The sequence below is a fragment of the Mesorhizobium sp. ES1-4 genome (genome assembly GCF_020164745.1).
Taxonomy (GTDB): Bacteria; Pseudomonadota; Alphaproteobacteria; order Rhizobiales; family Rhizobiaceae; genus Mesorhizobium.
On sequence record NZ_JAIUGV010000009.1, the window covers coordinates 338,278 to 354,028 of the forward strand.

17 protein-coding genes and 2 pseudogenes are annotated in these 15,751 nt (G+C 63.4%); 9 read left to right on the forward strand and 10 right to left on the reverse strand.

Going from position 1 to position 15,751, the window contains the following annotated elements; translation table 11 throughout:
* Nucleotides 1-16 precede the first annotated feature (16 nt).
* Nucleotides 17-949 (reverse strand): alpha/beta fold hydrolase, encoded by a 933-nt coding sequence (locus tag LB556_RS19695; protein WP_224569391.1) that lies wholly within the window; start codon nucleotides 947-949, stop codon nucleotides 17-19.
* Between the two features lie 185 nt (nucleotides 950-1,134).
* Between LB556_RS19695 and LB556_RS19700 the strand changes: the two genes are divergently transcribed.
* Nucleotides 1,135-2,142, forward strand: coding sequence for a ribonuclease T2 family protein (locus LB556_RS19700; protein WP_224569392.1), 1,008 nt, complete (start codon nucleotides 1,135-1,137; stop codon nucleotides 2,140-2,142).
* Nucleotides 2,143-2,182: 40 nt separating this feature from the next.
* On the opposite strand, the gene LB556_RS19705 is transcribed toward LB556_RS19700, so the two are convergent.
* Nucleotides 2,183-2,425 carry a hypothetical protein gene (locus LB556_RS19705; protein ID WP_224569393.1) on the reverse strand — a complete coding sequence of 81 codons (243 nt, stop codon included), beginning with the start codon at nucleotides 2,423-2,425 and terminating at the stop codon, nucleotides 2,183-2,185.
* Nucleotides 2,426-2,544: 119 nt separating this feature from the next.
* On the opposite strand from LB556_RS19705, the gene ettA reads away from it, so the two are divergent.
* From ettA to LB556_RS19720, 3 genes are all read left to right on the forward strand, one after another.
* A complete protein-coding gene (gene ettA / locus LB556_RS19710; RefSeq protein ID WP_224569394.1) occupies nucleotides 2,545-4,194 on the forward strand; it encodes an energy-dependent translational throttle protein EttA in 1,650 nt (549 codons plus the stop codon).
* Between the two features lie 46 nt (nucleotides 4,195-4,240).
* Nucleotides 4,241-5,011, forward strand: a complete 771-nt coding sequence (tam, locus tag LB556_RS19715; RefSeq protein WP_224569395.1) for a trans-aconitate 2-methyltransferase — start codon at nucleotides 4,241-4,243, stop codon at nucleotides 5,009-5,011.
* A gap of 116 nt (nucleotides 5,012-5,127) precedes the next feature.
* Nucleotides 5,128-6,249: a beta-ketoacyl-ACP synthase III gene (locus tag LB556_RS19720; protein WP_224569396.1), complete on the forward strand. Its 1,122-nt coding sequence runs from the start codon at nucleotides 5,128-5,130 to the stop codon at nucleotides 6,247-6,249.
* 20 nt (nucleotides 6,250-6,269) lie between these two features.
* Here the strand turns inward: LB556_RS19720 and LB556_RS19725 are convergent, their stop codons facing one another.
* From LB556_RS19725 to LB556_RS19735, 3 genes and pseudogenes are all read right to left on the reverse strand, one after another.
* On the reverse strand, nucleotides 6,270-6,836 hold the full coding sequence (locus LB556_RS19725; RefSeq protein WP_224569397.1) for a methyltransferase family protein: 567 nt from the start codon (nucleotides 6,834-6,836) through the stop codon (nucleotides 6,270-6,272).
* Nucleotides 6,837-6,940: 104 nt separating this feature from the next.
* A pseudogene (locus tag LB556_RS19730) lies at nucleotides 6,941-7,339 on the reverse strand (VOC family protein).
* 19 nt (nucleotides 7,340-7,358) lie between these two features.
* Nucleotides 7,359-7,781, reverse strand: coding sequence for a tautomerase family protein (locus LB556_RS19735; RefSeq protein ID WP_224569398.1), 423 nt, complete (start codon nucleotides 7,779-7,781; stop codon nucleotides 7,359-7,361).
* Nucleotides 7,782-7,794: 13 nt separating this feature from the next.
* Between LB556_RS19735 and LB556_RS19740 the strand changes: the two genes are divergently transcribed.
* Both LB556_RS19740 and LB556_RS19745 read left to right on the forward strand, forming a co-directional pair.
* Nucleotides 7,795-8,550, forward strand: a complete 756-nt coding sequence (locus LB556_RS19740) for a TetR/AcrR family transcriptional regulator (protein ID WP_224569399.1) — start codon at nucleotides 7,795-7,797, stop codon at nucleotides 8,548-8,550.
* Nucleotides 8,551-8,554: 4 nt separating this feature from the next.
* The gene (locus LB556_RS19745) at nucleotides 8,555-9,172 is read left to right on the forward strand and encodes an MOSC domain-containing protein (protein WP_224569400.1); all 618 of its coding nucleotides are present in this window, start codon (nucleotides 8,555-8,557) and stop codon (nucleotides 9,170-9,172) included.
* A gap of 54 nt (nucleotides 9,173-9,226) precedes the next feature.
* Here the strand turns inward: LB556_RS19745 and LB556_RS19750 are convergent, their stop codons facing one another.
* Together LB556_RS19750 and LB556_RS19755 are read right to left on the reverse strand one after the other, a co-directional pair.
* On the reverse strand, nucleotides 9,227-10,066 hold the full coding sequence (locus LB556_RS19750) for an SDR family oxidoreductase (protein WP_224569401.1): 840 nt from the start codon (nucleotides 10,064-10,066) through the stop codon (nucleotides 9,227-9,229).
* Between the two features lie 190 nt (nucleotides 10,067-10,256).
* A pseudogene (locus LB556_RS19755) lies at nucleotides 10,257-11,218 on the reverse strand (D-amino acid aminotransferase).
* 154 nt (nucleotides 11,219-11,372) lie between these two features.
* Here LB556_RS19755 and LB556_RS19760 point away from each other — a divergent pair.
* Complete coding sequence (locus LB556_RS19760) at nucleotides 11,373-11,876, forward strand: hypothetical protein (RefSeq protein WP_224569402.1); 504 nt, start codon at nucleotides 11,373-11,375, stop codon at nucleotides 11,874-11,876.
* Between the two features lie 66 nt (nucleotides 11,877-11,942).
* On the opposite strand, the gene LB556_RS19765 is transcribed toward LB556_RS19760, so the two are convergent.
* On the reverse strand, nucleotides 11,943-12,257 hold the full coding sequence (locus LB556_RS19765) for a DUF2293 domain-containing protein (RefSeq protein WP_224569403.1): 315 nt from the start codon (nucleotides 12,255-12,257) through the stop codon (nucleotides 11,943-11,945).
* Entirely contained in the window at nucleotides 12,254-12,793 is a 540-nt protein-coding gene (tsaA, locus tag LB556_RS19770; RefSeq protein ID WP_224569404.1) for a tRNA (N6-threonylcarbamoyladenosine(37)-N6)-methyltransferase TrmO, read from the reverse strand. Before tsaA ends, LB556_RS19765 begins: the two co-directional genes overlap by 4 nt.
* A gap of 169 nt (nucleotides 12,794-12,962) precedes the next feature.
* Between tsaA and LB556_RS19775 the strand changes: the two genes are divergently transcribed.
* Together LB556_RS19775 and metF are read left to right on the forward strand one after the other, a co-directional pair.
* Entirely contained in the window at nucleotides 12,963-13,985 is a 1,023-nt protein-coding gene (locus LB556_RS19775; RefSeq protein ID WP_224569405.1) for an ArsR/SmtB family transcription factor, read from the forward strand.
* The gene (gene metF, locus LB556_RS19780) at nucleotides 13,985-14,902 is read left to right on the forward strand and encodes a methylenetetrahydrofolate reductase [NAD(P)H] (RefSeq protein ID WP_224569406.1); all 918 of its coding nucleotides are present in this window, start codon (nucleotides 13,985-13,987) and stop codon (nucleotides 14,900-14,902) included. Before LB556_RS19775 ends, metF begins: the two co-directional genes overlap by 1 nt.
* Before the next feature lie 436 nt (nucleotides 14,903-15,338).
* On the opposite strand, the gene LB556_RS19785 is transcribed toward metF, so the two are convergent.
* A partial coding sequence (locus LB556_RS19785) for a DMT family transporter (RefSeq protein WP_224569407.1) occupies nucleotides 15,339-15,751 on the reverse strand: 413 nt, incomplete at its 5' end.

Genomic DNA, 15,751 nt, shown 5'->3' on the forward strand with positions numbered 1-15,751 from the left:
CGATGGGCCAACCCAGTCATGCTTTCAAGACATTGTCCGCCCAACTGGCGAAATCCACCATGATGACGTCGCGGTTCACCTCGTTCAGGCTTTCGTGGCGGGTGTCGGCGTAAACCTTTGAAACCAGATTCGAAAAGCCCATCGCGAGCATGCGATCGGCGAGATGGGTGATGCCCTTGCCGTAGTCCGAGGCAGGGTCCTTTTCGCCGCCAACGATGGCGACGGGGATGTCGCGGCGGACGGCGGCAAAGCCCTTGTCCTTGCCGCCGTTCAACGCCATGGCGATCACGTCGCGCCACATCGAGATCGAAGCATCCCAGCCGCAGAGCGGATCGGCGATGTATTTCGCCACCTCCGCCTCGTCGCGCGACAGCCAGTCGAACGAGGTACGATGGTTGGGCACCGCCTTGCCCCAGGCCTGGAAGGTGAGTTTCGGCAGCAGGCGCGACGGCACATCCGAGCCCCGCCGCATCCGTTCCCAGGCGAGGATACCGAGAGCCAACTGGCCGAGCAGGCCTTGCGAGAAGTTGCCGTTCCAGATCGCGGCGGCATGAACGCGTTGCGAGTGGCCCAACAGGTAGTTCAACGCCACGGACGCGCCCATCGAGTGGCCGAAAAGGATCACCGGCAGGTCAGCATGCTCGTGGGCGATGAGATCGTGGATGGCGTCGACATCGGCGATCACCCTGGCAGGGCCATCCTCCCGTGCAAACCGGCCCAGCGGCGCGTCGGGCGCCTTGGTCGCTCCATGGCCACGGTGGTCATGGACATAGACATGGAAGCCGCGTGCGGCCAGGAAGCCGGCGAAGCGGTCGTAGCGCGCGGCATGTTCGGCCAGGCCATGATTGATCTGGACCACCGCCCGAGGATGGCTGTCGGCCTGCCGGACGAACAGATTGAGGTCGGCGCCGGTCGGCGAGCGAACCATGCGCTGCTGGCTGAAGGGCATGCCGGCTGGTCTCCCCTGGTCCGCCGTTGTGATGTCCCACGTGTGTGCGCCGGGGCCACATGTGCGTCAATCCGGCCTGCCGGCTTTTCCGCGACGATCTTTCTTGCCACGGACCTGAAAAATATCGCAATTCTGACATGGAGACAGCTTCAGTCTGTCGCCCAATTTCCAGCAGGGGATATTCCATGCGCATTGCTGTCGTTTTCGGATTGGCCTTGTTGGCGGGATCGCTGACAGGCGCGGCGCGGGCCGACGTCAAGATGAGCGGCACCTTCGTGGCCGACGCTGCCTGTCCGGCAACGCAGGCGATCAAGAACGGCAAGAATCCCGGCAATGTCTCGACCGATGCCGGACAGAGCTATCAGCTGCTCGCCGGCAACAAGGACGCTCCGACCCATTACCTCATCCAAGTGCCAGGGGCCGATCCCGAGCGCCGCTGGGTGAAGGTCAGCTGCGGCCACCTCTCGGGCAGCAGCGCCGCGACCGCGCCGGCAGGACCGGGCGGTCAAGGCAAGCCGGCGACCTCGGGAAAACCCGAATATGTCTTCGCGTTGAGCTGGCAGCCGGCCTTCTGCGAGACCAAGTCGAACAAGACCGAATGCAAGGCGCAGAATCCGAGCGAATTCGATGCCACCAATTTCACGCTGCACGGTCTGTGGCCGCAGCCGAACGGCAATTTCTATTGCCAGGCTTCGGCCGGCGACAAGGCCAACGACAATCCGGCCCACTGGCAGGACCTGCCGCCCGTCAACCTCGATGCCGACACCCGCGCGGAGCTCGACAAGGTGATGCCGGGCACTGCCTCGAAGCTGGAGCGACATGAATGGATCAAGCACGGGACCTGCTACGGCAAAAGCCAGCAGGAGTATTTTTCCGACGCCCTCCATTTGATGCGCGAGGTCAACAGTTCGCCCGTGCGCGATCTCTTCACCAAGAACATCGGCGGCAAGCTGACCGCGGACCAGATCCGCGGCGCCTTCGACAAGGCCTTCGGCGCGGGGGCGGGCGACAGGGTGCGGGTGTCCTGCGTCATCGATCCGTCGAGCGGCCGGCGGCTGATCGGCGAACTGACGCTCGGCCTTGCCGGCCCCATCGGACCGAACAGCTCGCTCAAGGACCTGTTGCTGGCCTCGGTGCCGACCAACAAGGCCGGCTGTCCGGTGGGTACGGTCGATCCGATCGGCTTCCAGTAAGTGCGGGATCTCCGTTTCCGGTAAGCTGGCGCGGAGAGAGCTAAATCCCCGCGGATATGGTCCGTGCTGTGCGGACGCGGAAAAGCGTCACCATGACGCTGAAGTAGACGATCGCTTCGGCAAGCAGCAGAAAACTGTTCAGCAATGCCGTCGATCCGATCTCTCGCTCTCGAAATCGCGGAAAGGCAGCAATTCCACCCAATTCCGTTTTGACGTGGAAGGGTTTAACCGGAGATTTCAGCGCGTCTTGCGAGCGGTGGAAAACTTCGGCGGCGGCGCACACTTGTCCGTGTGGTCGGCTCGATGTGGCAAAAGCGATTGCCGTTCGCCGCCGCATCGCCTACATAGCGGCCAATCTCCATTCAGTTCGACAAATCAGTCACTTTTTCAGGGAAAGCGCGCGTGGCACGCCAGTTCATCTATCACATGGCCGGCCTCAACAAGGCCTATGGCACCAAGAAGGTGCTCGAGAACGTTCATCTGTCCTTCTACCCCGATGCCAAGATCGGCATTCTCGGCCCGAACGGCGCCGGCAAGTCGACGATCCTCAAGATCATGGCCGGCATCGACAAGGAGTGGAGCGGCGAGGCGTGGCTCGCCGAAGGCGCCACTGTCGGCTACCTGGCGCAGGAGCCGGCGCTCGATCCCGACAAGACAGTGTTCGAGAACATCATGGAAGGGGTCGCGGCCAAGACCGCCATCATCGAGCGTTACAACGAACTGATGATGAACTATTCCGACGAGACGGCCGACGAGTCGGCCAAGCTCCAGGACGAGATGGACCGGCTCAACCTTTGGGACCTCGAACAGCAGGTCGAGATGGCGATGGAAGCGCTGGGCTGCCCGCCCAAGGATGCCAACGTCACCAAGCTGTCGGGCGGCGAGCGCCGCCGCGTCGCGCTCTGCCAGCTGCTGCTGCGCCAGCCTGACCTCCTGCTGCTCGACGAACCGACCAACCATCTCGACGCCGAGACGACGGCGTGGCTGGAAAAGCATCTGCGCGCCTATCCCAGCGCCGTGATGATCATCACCCACGACCGCTACTTCCTCGATAATGTCACCGGCTGGATTCTCGAGCTCGACCGCGGTCGCGGCATCCCCTATGAGGGCAACTACACCAAGTACCTCGAAGCCAAGGCCAAGCGCCTCAAGCAGGAAGGCCGCGAGGACGACGCCCGCCAGCGCGCCATCGGCCGCGAGCGCGAGTGGATCCAGTCCAGCCCGAAGGCCCGCCAGACCAAGTCCAAGGCTCGTATCCAGGCGTTCCAGGACCTTTTGGATGCAGCCGACAAGCGGCGGCCGACGGATACGCAGATCGTCATTCCGCATGGCGAGCGGCTCGGCAATGTGGTCATCGAGGTCGAGGGCCTGTCAAAGGGCTTTGGCGACACGCTGCTGATCGAAGGCCTCGAATTCAAGCTGCCGCCGGGCGGCATCGTCGGCGTGATCGGCCCGAACGGCGCCGGCAAGACGACATTGTTCCGCATGATCACCGGCCAGGAAAAGCCGGATGCGGGCTCGGTGCGCGTCGGCGAGACGGTCAAGCTCGGCTATGTCGACCAAAGCCGCGATGCGCTCGATCCGTCGAAGACCGTCTGGGAAGAAATCTCCGGCGGCGCCGAAGTGGTCAAGCTCGGCAAGTTCGAAGCCAACACCCGTGCGTACTGCGCTTCGTTCAATTTCCGTGGCGGCGACCAGCAGCAGAAGGTCGGCAATCTGTCCGGCGGCCAGCGCAACCGCGTGCACCTGGCCAAGATGCTGAAGACCGGCGGCAATGTTCTGCTGCTCGACGAACCGACCAACGATCTCGATACGGAAACGCTGGCCGCACTCGAAGACGCGCTGGAAAATTTCGGCGGCTGCGCGGTCATCATCTCGCACGATCGCATGTTCCTCGACCGTCTGGCGACGCACATCCTCGCCTTCGAGGGCGACAGCCATGTCGAATGGTTCGAGGGCAATTTCGAGGACTACGAGCAGGACAAGATCCGCCGGCTCGGGCCTGAAGCCGTCAACCCGCACCGCATGACCTACAAGAGGCTGACGCGGTAAGGGGGCTCCGGGGCGGCGAATTCGCAAGCTGACATGAGGAGCTCAAATGGCCGATTGGTCCGCCGCCCAATATCTGAAATTCGAGGATGAGCGCACGCGGCCGGCGCGGGACCTCGTCGCGCAGGTTCCGGTGGATTTTCCGCGCCGGGTCGTCGACATCGGTTGTGGGCCGGGCAATTCGACCGAACTTCTGGTCGAGCGCTGGCCGGACGCACGGGTGAGCGGCTTCGACACGTCTCCCGACATGATCGAAAAGGCGAGGGCGCGGCTGCCCAATGTCAGCTTCGACCTCGCCGACGCGTCGACATGGCAGCCGGCCGAGCCGGTCAATGTGATCTTCGCCAATGCCGTGTTCCAGTGGCTGCCGGAGCATCCGGCGGTGTTCCAGCGGCTGATGGGTTTTCTGGCGCCCGGTGGCGCGCTGGCGATCCAGATGCCCGACAACATGGCCGAGGATTCGCACCGCCTGATGCGGGAAACCGCGGCGGAAGTGCCTTTCGCGGCAAAGATCAGGGACGCGGCGCGTGCGCCGCTGCCGCCGGTGTCGTTCTATTACGACCTTCTGTCGCCGCTCTCCGCTCGGCTCGACATCTGGCACACCATCTACAACCATCCGCTGGCGGATGCGCGGGCGATCGTCGAGTGGGTGAAGTCGACCGGGCTGAAGCCGTTCCTCGATCCGCTGGAAACGGATGAGCGCGAGCTGTTCCTCGACAGCTACACGGCCAAGATCGCCAAGGCCTATCCCAAGACCGCCGACGGCAAGGTGCTGCTGCGGTTCCCCCGCATTTTCATTGTCGCCAAACAGGCCGGCTAGCTTGCGCAAACCTTGGTTTAAGCTGGCGTAAACCGGCCCAGTGAGAAAAGTGTTGCGCCGAAGCGTTTCGGCGCCCACATGAAGCCGCAATGCCCGCGGATGGGACGGACTGAAACATGCATCGCGTCATCATCAGCGGCATCGGCGCTGAAATCCCCAAGCCTGTCATCACGAATGAGGAACTGGTCGCCAGCTTCAATGCCTGGGTCGACACGGAGAACGCGCGCCGCCAGGCAGCCGGCGAGACGCTGCTGCAGAAATCCGACGCCGACTTCATCGTCCATGCCTCGGGCGTGCGCGCGCGCCACGTGATCGAACGGGAAGGCATTCTCGATCCGACCCGCATGGCGCCGCGTATTCCGGCGCGCCCCGACGATGCGCTCTCGCTGCAGGCGGAATTCGGCATCGGATCGGCCAGGAAGGCGATCGAGCATGCCGGCATCCAGGCATCGGAGATCGATCTGGTGATCTGCTCGTCCTCACATCAGCAGAGGCCGTATCCGGCGATCGCCATCGAAATGCAGGAGGCGTTGGGGACGAGGGGCGCGGGCTTCGACATGGGGCTTGGCTGTTCCTCCGCGGCGGCGGCGCTGCACATGGCGGTCAATCTGGTGCGCTCGGGCGCGCACAAACGCATCCTGGTGACCACGCCCGAGATCATCACCGGCCATCTCAATTTCCGCGACCGGCAGACGCATTTCATCTTCGGGGACGCTTCGGTGTCGATGGTGGTGGAGGGGCTCGCCCAGGGCGAGAAGCGGCCGGGCCGCTTCGAGGTGCTGGACACGCGCATCTGGACGCAGATGTCGAACAACATCCGCACCAATCTCGGCTATCACACCCGCACCGCCCAGGCTGATCCCTACATGATCGACCTTGAGGGCAACCTCATCAAGCAGGTCGGCAACAAGGTGTTCAAGGAAGTCACCGTCGCCGGCCACAAATTCATCGTCGAATTCCTGGCCGAGCACGGGCTGACGCCGGAGGCCATCAGGCGCTTCTGGCTGCACCAGGCCAATGCGCGCATGAATGCGATGATCCTGAAGCTGGCATTCGGCCACGATGTCGGCCACGACCGCGCACCCATGGTGCTGGAGCGGCTCGGCAACACGGCGGGCGCCGGCGCCATTATCGCGCTGTCGGAGAACCATGCCGACATGAAACCAGGCGATTTCGGCCTGATCTGCGCCTTCGGTGCGGGGTACTCGATCGGCGGCGCGCTTTTGCACATGCTCTGATTGCCGGACGCCGCGCCCCGTCAGGCTGGCGCGAATGGAACCAGCATCGGCACCCGCCGCGCGTAGTCGTCATAGGCGGGGCCGAGTTCGCCGCGCAGGAAACGTTCCTCCAGCCCCGCCTTCAAGACGACGCCGATGATGAGCAGTGCCGTCCCCGCGATGCCCCAGACCGTGCCCTTCGCCACCATGGTGGCGAGCACCGACAGCAGCAGCCCGCTATAGATCGGATGCCGGACAAGGCGATAGGGGCCGGTGTCGACCACGCGATGATCCGCCTTGGCGGTGACGGTGGCGGACCACAGCCTGCCCAGATGGATGCGCGCCCACCACGCGAAGGCAATGCCGGCCGCGATCAGCACGACGCAGGTCCAGGCCACGGCAAGGTCGGGAACCCACAGCCGCAGGCGCCCGTAATAATTGTGTGCCGGGAGGAGGAACAGGACCGCGCCGAACGCCGTCACCATCCGGTAGCGCATCTCCGACCGAAGGTCGGCGCGTTTGGCGACCGGATCCGCCCAGAAGGCGGCAGCCGCCCACGACACCACCCAGATCAGCCAAAGCAGCACGATTGCCGTTCCGGGACGCATGATGATCTCCGCAGACCTGTCCGGACGTCACCATGGGACCGGCACGGCATGGCGGCAATGCGGAGCCGGTTCTGATCTAGGTAAGAAGATCGTGATCGGCGCCCTCATTCACCGGAACAACTGAACATCCACTGCACGCCATAGGCGTCAACCAGCATGCCGAAGGCGGTTCCCCAATATCACCGTGCCAGGGGCACGGTGATCCGGCCGCCGACGGCCATGCGGGAGAAAAGTTCGCGCATGGCCGACAGGTCGTCGAACTCCAGCATCATGGCGGAGCCTTTCATCGGTTCGGCATCGTCATTGTCGGAGGCATGGAACAGCACGCCCGGGCCCTCAAAGCGGGCATGCAGGACTTTTCCGCGCATGGCTTCGGTTCGCACCGGCATGTTGTTGTCGCCCCAGCGCAGCAGGATCGTTCCCCGGCCAAGGCTGCATTGTTCGTAGAAGGCCAGTGCCGGCTCGCAATTTGTGGTGAAGAACAGCGAAGGAGAGAACCGCACCGTCATCGCTCTTGCCGGATCAGTGCGCGGCGGCCGTGGCGGCGGCGACAAGCGCGTCGCCTGTATATTGCCTGTCGCCGATGCCCCAGCCGCCATCGGGCGCGTTGACGATGTTGATCCAGGTGTTTTCGGGCCTGTGCCCTGGCACGCAGAGTTCGGCGACAATTTTCGCGGCGGCGTTGATGAAGGCCTTGCGAGTTTCGACCGAGCCAAGACCGATATTGGGCAATTTCAACTCCACCATGACGACAGGCCGATTGGCGCCGCCGGCATAGATGTGGCGGGGCGGCAGGATGTGGACCGTGCCACCGACAATCGCGGTGAAGAAGGAATTGCCGGTGGCACCGGAGGCTTCGATGAGGGCGGCGCTGAGACGCGGTAGGATTTCGCGCTCTCCGCCCGGGGTCAGTACGCCTTCCGGCGCGGTCACGGTGATTGGCATCTGGACTCTCCTTGTGCTCGGGCTGCATGGCCTCGCCAAGGGACCGTCCTTCGGCTTGCCATGTTTCGTATTAATTGTTACGTTATGTGCAGAAGGTGAGTCAACAGGTTTCGTATCGATCGATATGGAAGATTTGGAAAAGCCGCGCGGCGGTGGCCGGCCGCGTACATTCGACCCCGACCGGGCGCTGGATGCGGCAATGCATCTGTTCTGGGAGCATGGCTATGAGGCGACGTCGCTCGCCATGCTGCGCGAAGCGATGGGGCTGACGCCGCCACAGATCTACAATGCCTTCACCGACAAGGAGACTTTGTTTCGCAAGGCGCTGACACGCTACCACGAGACCGAGATCGGCTTTGCGCTGGAGGCGCTGAGCGCACCAGTCCCGACGCGGGAGGCGATCCGGCGGTTACTGCTGAGTGCAGCGGAAGCTTATTCCAGACCCGGCAAGCCGGGCGGATGCCTTTTCGTCAGCGGCGCGCTGGCAGCCTCGCCGCAGGCGCAAGCTATCGCGGATGAACTCAAGGCCTATCGCAAGGCGAGCGAAGCGGCGATCGCGGAGCGGCTGGCCAAGGGGAGCGCGATGGGCGATCTGCCGGAAGGCCCCTCCGTCGAAGGCTTAGCCAAATATATCGCCGGCGTCATGAACGGGATGTCTATCCAGGCACGCGACGGCGCATCGGCCGAAGAGTTGCGCATTATGGCCCAAACCGCTCTTGCGGCCTTGCCGGCCGACAGGCAAAACCGAGGCGCATCATCCAAGGAATGAAGCTATGCTGGATCTCTTCCCCGAGGCCGAGAAGCCGGTCGAAATCATCCCGGCGAAGAAGCTTTCTGCCCGTGCGGCTGCGCTCTATGTCGCGCCGGCGGATCATTTCCAGACGCGTCCGGCGGAGGAATTGCGGTTGGGCTTCGACGGCATTTCAGGCGATTTGCACGCCGGGCCAACGCGACGCTCGGGCGGGCGCGAACCCTGGTATCCACGCGGCACAGAAATGCGCAACGAACGGCAATTGTCGATCGTGGCAGCGGATGAACTGGCCATCGTCGCCGAACGGATGGGATTGGCCGAGATCAAGCCGGAATGGATCGGCGCCAATCTGGTGATCGAGGGCGTGCCGCATCTCTCGATGCTGCCGGCCGGTACGCTGCTTTTCTTCAAGGACGGAGTGACCCTCAAGGTGGATGCTCAGAACGGACCATGCCGCATCGCCGGGCGATCGATCGCCGAAAACGCTGGAATGGCGGATGTGGAAGCCGGCGCGCTGTTGTTTCCGAAAATGGCCAAGCGGCTGCGTGGCGTCGTCGCCTGGGTTGAGAAACCGGGAACGATCAGGGCCGGCGAAGAGATTTCGGTGCGGGTGCCCGAGCAGTGGATTTATCGCGCATAGCCGAGGGTTGGGGCTACGCCGCCCATCGGGCGGCGTAGCCAGACGCCGCGGGCCTCAGCCCTTGCGGTTCTTGTTGGCGCCTTGCGCCATGACGGAAACGTGGTCCCACTTGTCCCAGGTGGCGAGGCGGTTGGCATATTCCTGGCGTATCATCGGCAGGCCGCCATCGCCGAAGAACACCCTCAGCGGCGGCTCCTCGGCATCGACAATGGCGAGCATCGCCGGTCCGGTCGCCTCGGGATCGCCGGCGACCGAGTTGGCGCGCCGCTCGGCCATCTTGGCGCGGGCGGGCGCATAGGCCTCGATCGGCTTGGAGACCTTGGCCGATGCTCCCGACCAGTCGGTGGAGAAACCGCCCGGCTCGACCAGCGTGACATGAATGCCGAATTCCGCGACCTCGATGCTGAGCGACTGGCTGAAGGCTTCCAGTGCCCATTTCGAGGCATGGTAGAGGCCGAGCGAGGCAAAGGCATTGACGCCGCCGATCGACGAGATCTGGATGATGTGGCCGGACCGCTGCGCCCGCATGATCGGCAGCGCGGCCTGCGTGACCCAGAGCGCACCGAACACATTGGTCTCGATCTGGTCGCGGGCTTCCTGCTCGCTGACTTCCTCGATGGCGCCGAAATGGCCGTAGCCGGCATTGTTGATGACCACGTCGAGCCGGCCAAAGCGCTTGTGTGCCTCGGCGATCGCGGCCTCGACGGCATTCTTGTCGGTGACGTCGAGCTGAATCGCAGCGACGTTGTCGCCATATTTTGCGACGAGATCGGCGAGCGTGCCGGTGTCACGGGCGGTCGCGGCGACGCGGTCGCCGCGCGCCAATGCGGCCTCGGCCCAGACGCGGCCAAAGCCCTTGGACGATCCGGTGATGAACCAAACCTTGTTTGTCATGATGTGGAATCCTTGCCCCTGCGGGCGCAATTTCTGGATGGAAGCGGAGGCTTCTCCGCTTCTGGGCATATACGGCTCATCCTGTGATTTTCCAGAGGCGAGGGGAAATCTTTTTGAACAGGACGCCTTCGGATCACTTACCAATCACCGCCTGGTCCTGACCAAGCGGTCATGACCAAGCACAGCTTGGTCAGGGGTAATTCACCGGGGTCGACCATGCCGGGTCGTCGTGCTTTTGCCAATAGAGCGCCATCAGCCGGCGGGTGATCGGCCCGACCTGGCCGTCCGCTATGTCAGCACCGTCGATCCGCGTCACCGGCATGATGCCGCCGGCGGTCGAGGTGATGAAGACTTCGTCGGCTGCCTTGAGCGAGGCTACGCTGACATCGACGGCCTTCGCGGTGAGCCCTTCCTCGCTACAGAGGTCAAGGACGGTGCGGCGGGTGATGCCCGGCAGCACGCCAATAGCGGGTGTCGACAGCCTGCCGTCCTTGACGCGGAAGACGTTGAAACCCGGGCCTTCGGCGATGTTGCCGTTGAAGTCGAGAAGGAGGGCCGTCTCGGCGCCGCGATCATAGGCATCGTAAAGACCGCGCACGAGGTCGAGCCAATGATAGTTCTTGATCGCGGATCGATCGAGGCCGGCGGGATGCGTATCTTGTCGCTGATGGCGACGCGCAGGCCGCGCCGCAACTGCTCGGCATTGGCCACCGAGCCGAAGGTCACGGCGAACGCCATGAAGCGGTTGATCGCCTGGCGCGGGTCGCGGCTGAAGGTCGGCGAAGCACCGCGCGTGCACAGCATTTCGACATAGGCGGCGCGATGACCTGACAGCGCGACGCAATTGTGCAGGATCTCGGCTATGCCACCCCTGTCAAAGGGGATGGTCATACGCAGCTTGTCGAGCCCGCCGAAGAAGCGCTCGAGATGCAGATCGAGGCGGAAGAAGCGGCCGTTCCAGACATGCACTGTGTCGTAGGTGGCATCGGAATGCAGGAAACCCCAATCCAGCACCGAGACCTTGGCCTGCGACATCGGCAAATACTGGCCGTCGAGGAAGGCAATGCCTTGTGGATAGGAATGCGGGTCGACATGGCGGTCGCCGACCAGGGGCAGTTGCCCGGCATCCTGCATCTTCGTTGCTTGGCTCATCGGGCCTCCTCTCGCAAAGGCGGACCAACAGGCTATCCGTGCCAGAAAGAAGGCATAGAGCCACCCGCCCGGCGCTGTTCGTCCTCCACGACGCCAGCCGATACATTGGATTAGAATTGCCTTATGATCGGGTGGCTCGGAACAGGAGGGGGATATGGGTAAGCTTGCAGCCGTCGTAGGAACCATGATGATTTTTGCCGCCGCGGGCGAAGCCAGCGCGCAATGCGTGAAGGAGGGCGACGAACTCTGCCAGGGCGGCCAGACCTATCGCTGTGAGAAGGCGGGCAGCGAATTGGCGCCGATCTTCCAGAACCGGCCTTGCACCGTGAATGTGCCATCGTTGGCGGGCACATGGGTCGGCAGCGGCCATCAGAGCCCGGCAGGCGACGCCGGCGCCGACTGGTCGATCGCCATGACGATCGGGGATGACGCAGCATCGATCGACTATCCGTCACTGGGTTGCGGCGGATCGCTGTCGCAGACGTCGAGGGATGACACGTCGGCGCAATTCCATGAAAGCATCACCTACGGCCAGGACAAGTGCATCGACGGCGGCGACATTACCGTGCGCTTCTACAAGGGAAACCTGTCCTGGACCTGGGTCGGCCAGGCCGACGGCCAGCCCTACAATGCAATCGCGGTGCTGACGCGACAATAGGTGGGATCTTCTTGTCTGGACGCAATTCCGGACGAACGGCCACTTCACACCTTTCCCGGAACTGCCTCAGTCCTCCTCGTCGTCGGCGTCGAGGAGACGGGTGGCACGCCAGCGCGTGAGCACGATGTTGGTCTGTTCGATGACGAAGAAACGCGCCGAGTCGCGGTCATAGCCCTCGGCCAGCAGCTTTTCGTAGTCGGTGTGCACGTGACGGATATGAGCAATGGCCGCCAGCCACACCGCGATCGTCGGCGGCAAGGTCTTCATATGCACCGAACCGGCATCGGTGCGAATCTTCTCCATGTCGGCATAGGGCGCCAGCGGCAGAAGGGCTGTCAGCGCCTTGGCGATGGCGCGGCGGCGGCCGGTTGGCGCCGTCATCGCGGGATCCGACCGGGCTCCTCGCGCCCTTCGATGGTCGCCTCCACAACGGCATCGGTCGAAGCGAAATAGGGTTTGATGTCGATGACCGGCGTGCCGTCGCGCACGTCGATGGCGTCGAGGTCGAGGCGTCCGGTGGCGACATCGAGCGCGACAAGCCTTGCCACATGCAGGCCGATCGGGTTCGGCCTGGCTGGGGAGCGCAGACCGAACACGCCTTTCGCGTCAGCCGCATGGCGCGGTTTCTGCACAATCAGATTCCGCGGCGCGTGATGCAGCCAGGACAGGATGACGATGTGGCTGGCACGCTCCAGTCCGCGCAGGCCCTTACGATAGGGTGCATCGATGGTCAGCACCGCGGGCTGTCCGGCCTCGCGCGCGGCGCGCATGTTCTTCGGGCAGCTTTCCCGGGTGGTCCACGGCGAGGCGATGCGGCCGATAAAGACGACGCCGCCATCCGCCGACATCAACGCCGGATCGTGTTCCAGTCTCTGCTCGCCTTCGCGTGCCTCAAACATCTCACGCGGAACGGTCATTGCCTGTCTCTATCCTGCTGCATTGTCTCAAACGCTGGACGTTCTGGGGCGACCTGGACCGGGAAACCACGCATGCGGCATTTTCTGGTCCGGGAGCGACATAGCGCTTGCAAGGTTGCCAAAATCGACATAAACATATGTTTATATCTTTTTCAAAGAGAATACGCTGATGCATGTCTCGCTCGACACCATGGTGGATACACTGAAGGCGGCGGCCGAATCCAGCCGCCTGCGCATATTGGCACTGTTGTCGCGCGGCGACCTCACCGTTTCCGACCTTACCGAAATTCTCGGCCAGTCGCAGCCGCGTGTCTCGCGCCACCTGAAGCTGCTGCTCGAGGCCGGGCTGATCGGCCGTTACCAGGAAGGGTCTTGGGCATTCTTCCGCCTGTCGGACGCCGACTCCGCGCGCGACTTCGTGATGGGGCTGGTTTCGGGCATTCGGGGAGCCGACCCGCAGGTCGAGCGCGATCTGGAGCGGCTGACCTCGGTCAAGCGCAAGCGCCAGGACCGCGCCACCGAATATTTCTCGCAGAATGCCGCAAGCTGGGATCATATCCGCTCGCTGCATGTGCCCGATCGCGCCGTGGAGGCCGCGATGCTGAAGCTGGTCGGCAAGCGGCCGTTCCAGTCCATGCTCGACCTTGGCACCGGCACCGGGCGGCTGCTCGAAATCTTCTCGCCGCTTTACCGGCGCGGCATCGGCATCGACATGTCGCGCGAGATGCTGACCGTGGCGCGCGCCAATCTCGACAAGGCCGGCGTTTCGAATGCGCAGGTGCGGCAGGGCGATATCTTTTCGCCGCCTGTCGAGCGCGATGCCTTCGATCTCGTCACCATCCACCAGGTGCTGCACTATCTCGACGATCCCGCCCGCGCCATCCGCGAAGCCGCGCGCCTTCTGCGCCCCGCGGGCCGGCTAGTCATCGTCGATTTCGCGCCGCACGCGCTGGAGTTCCTGCGCGACGAGCACGCGCATATGCGCCTCGGCTTTTCCGACCGGCAGATCGGGGAGTGGTTCGCCGAAGCCGGCCTCGATCTCGAGGATGCCCAGGAGTTCGAACCGCGCGGCGGCAACGAGGCCAGGCTCACGGTCAAGCTTTGGCTTGGCCGCGACCGGCGCCTGCTGATCGCCGATCCCGCCAATGCCAGCCAGCAGACCAGAGTGAGTTCGATAGGGGAAATCGCCTGATGAACCAGTTTCGTTTTTCACGCCGCCCCGACATAGGCGACAAGGTCAGGGTTTCGTTCGAGTTCTTCCCGCCGAAGTCCGACGAGATGGAGGCGAGGCTGTGGGATACGGTCACAAGGCTGGAGCCGCTGCAGCCGAAATTCGTCTCGGTGACCTATGGCGCCGGCGGTTCGACGCGTGAGCGCACGGCGCGCACCATCGGCCGTATCCTGAAGGAGACCAGCCTGACGCCGGCCGCGCACATGACTTGCGTCGATGCCGCCCGCCATGAGGTCGACGCCGTGATCCAGGAATTCGCCGACATGGGTGTGAAGCGCTTCGTCGCCTTGCGCGGCGATCCGGCCGCAGGCGTCGGCACCGCCTACCGTCCGCATTCGGACGGCTACGCCAATGGCGCCGAATTGGTCGGGGCCCTGAAGGATGCCGGGGATTTCGACATTTCGGTTTCGGCCTATCCGGAAAAGCACCCGGAAAGCCCTGATTTCGCCACCGACATCGACATGCTGAAGCGTAAGGTCGACAATGGCGCGACGCGCGCGATCACCCAGTTCTTTTTCGACAACGATCTCTACGAGCGCTACGTCGAGCGGGCGCGCCGCGCCGGCATCTACATCCCGATCGTTCCCGGCATCCTGCCGGTGCATAACTTCACCCAGGTCGCCAATTTCTCGGCGCGCTGTGGCGCGCTCGTACCGGCATGGCTGGCCGAGCGCTTCGACGGCCTGCAGAACGACCCTCAGACGCATGCGCTGGTCGCATCCGCCGTGGCGGCCGAGCAGGTTCTCGACCTGGTCGAGCGCGGTGTGGGCGACTTCCACTTCTACACGATGAACCGGGCCGATCTGGTGTTCGCCGTCTGCCACATGATCGGCATCCGCTCGCACGAGGCGGAGGTTGCCGGATCGGCCGCGGCATAAGGGTTGAACAGCAAAAGGCCGGGTAAAACCCGGCCTTTCGAATTGTCTGAACAATCTGGTGCTGGTCTTCCCCGTCTTGGCGGGTTCAGGGAAGGACGCCCATAATGAGGGCGCCGATGAAAGCAAACGCAGCACAAATCATCAATGCGTTGATTGGCCTCGTAAGTCCCATGACATAGCCTCCTCTTAAAGAGCTATGTGCTGGAGTCTAGGTTCATTTGTGCCACAGGCAAGCGGAAAATATGCTGCATTGCGACGTAAATGCCGGATTTGCGACCTCGGTTTGACCGTTAACCGTTGAAACTCTTCGGCAAAAACCTGCTCCAGACCTGTGAATAAATTATGGCGGCGAGGTGTCGTTGGCGTGTCACGGCAGCGCTACGTCGCGAAGGGCGCGTCGACTTTCGCGTTGATCGTCCCCTTGCCGGGCCCTGGCTCAACGGCGACCGAACAACCGCCCGTCGATCGTGACGAGGCCAAGGCCGATCAGCACCATGCCACCGATCTCGAACAGTTCGAGCCGCTCGCCAAGGAACAGGAAACCGAGCAGAACCGCGCTGGCCGGCACGATCAGCGTGACCAGCGAGGCGTTGGTCGCGCCGGCGGAAGCGACGAGGTTGAAGTACAGGATATAGGCGAAGGCGGTGGATAGCAGCGCCAGCGCCAGCACCGCCGCCCATACCGGGGGTGAGGCCGAGAACAGACCGGCCGGGCCATGCGCCAGCAGCACGACGGGGATCATGATGATGGTTGAGGCCGTCAGCTGTCCGGTGGCTAAAGCCTGTCGCGTTTTAAAGGATTCAGGATTCCCCTTGGTTTGAGTTCGTGATTCATTGCGGTTGAAAGGAG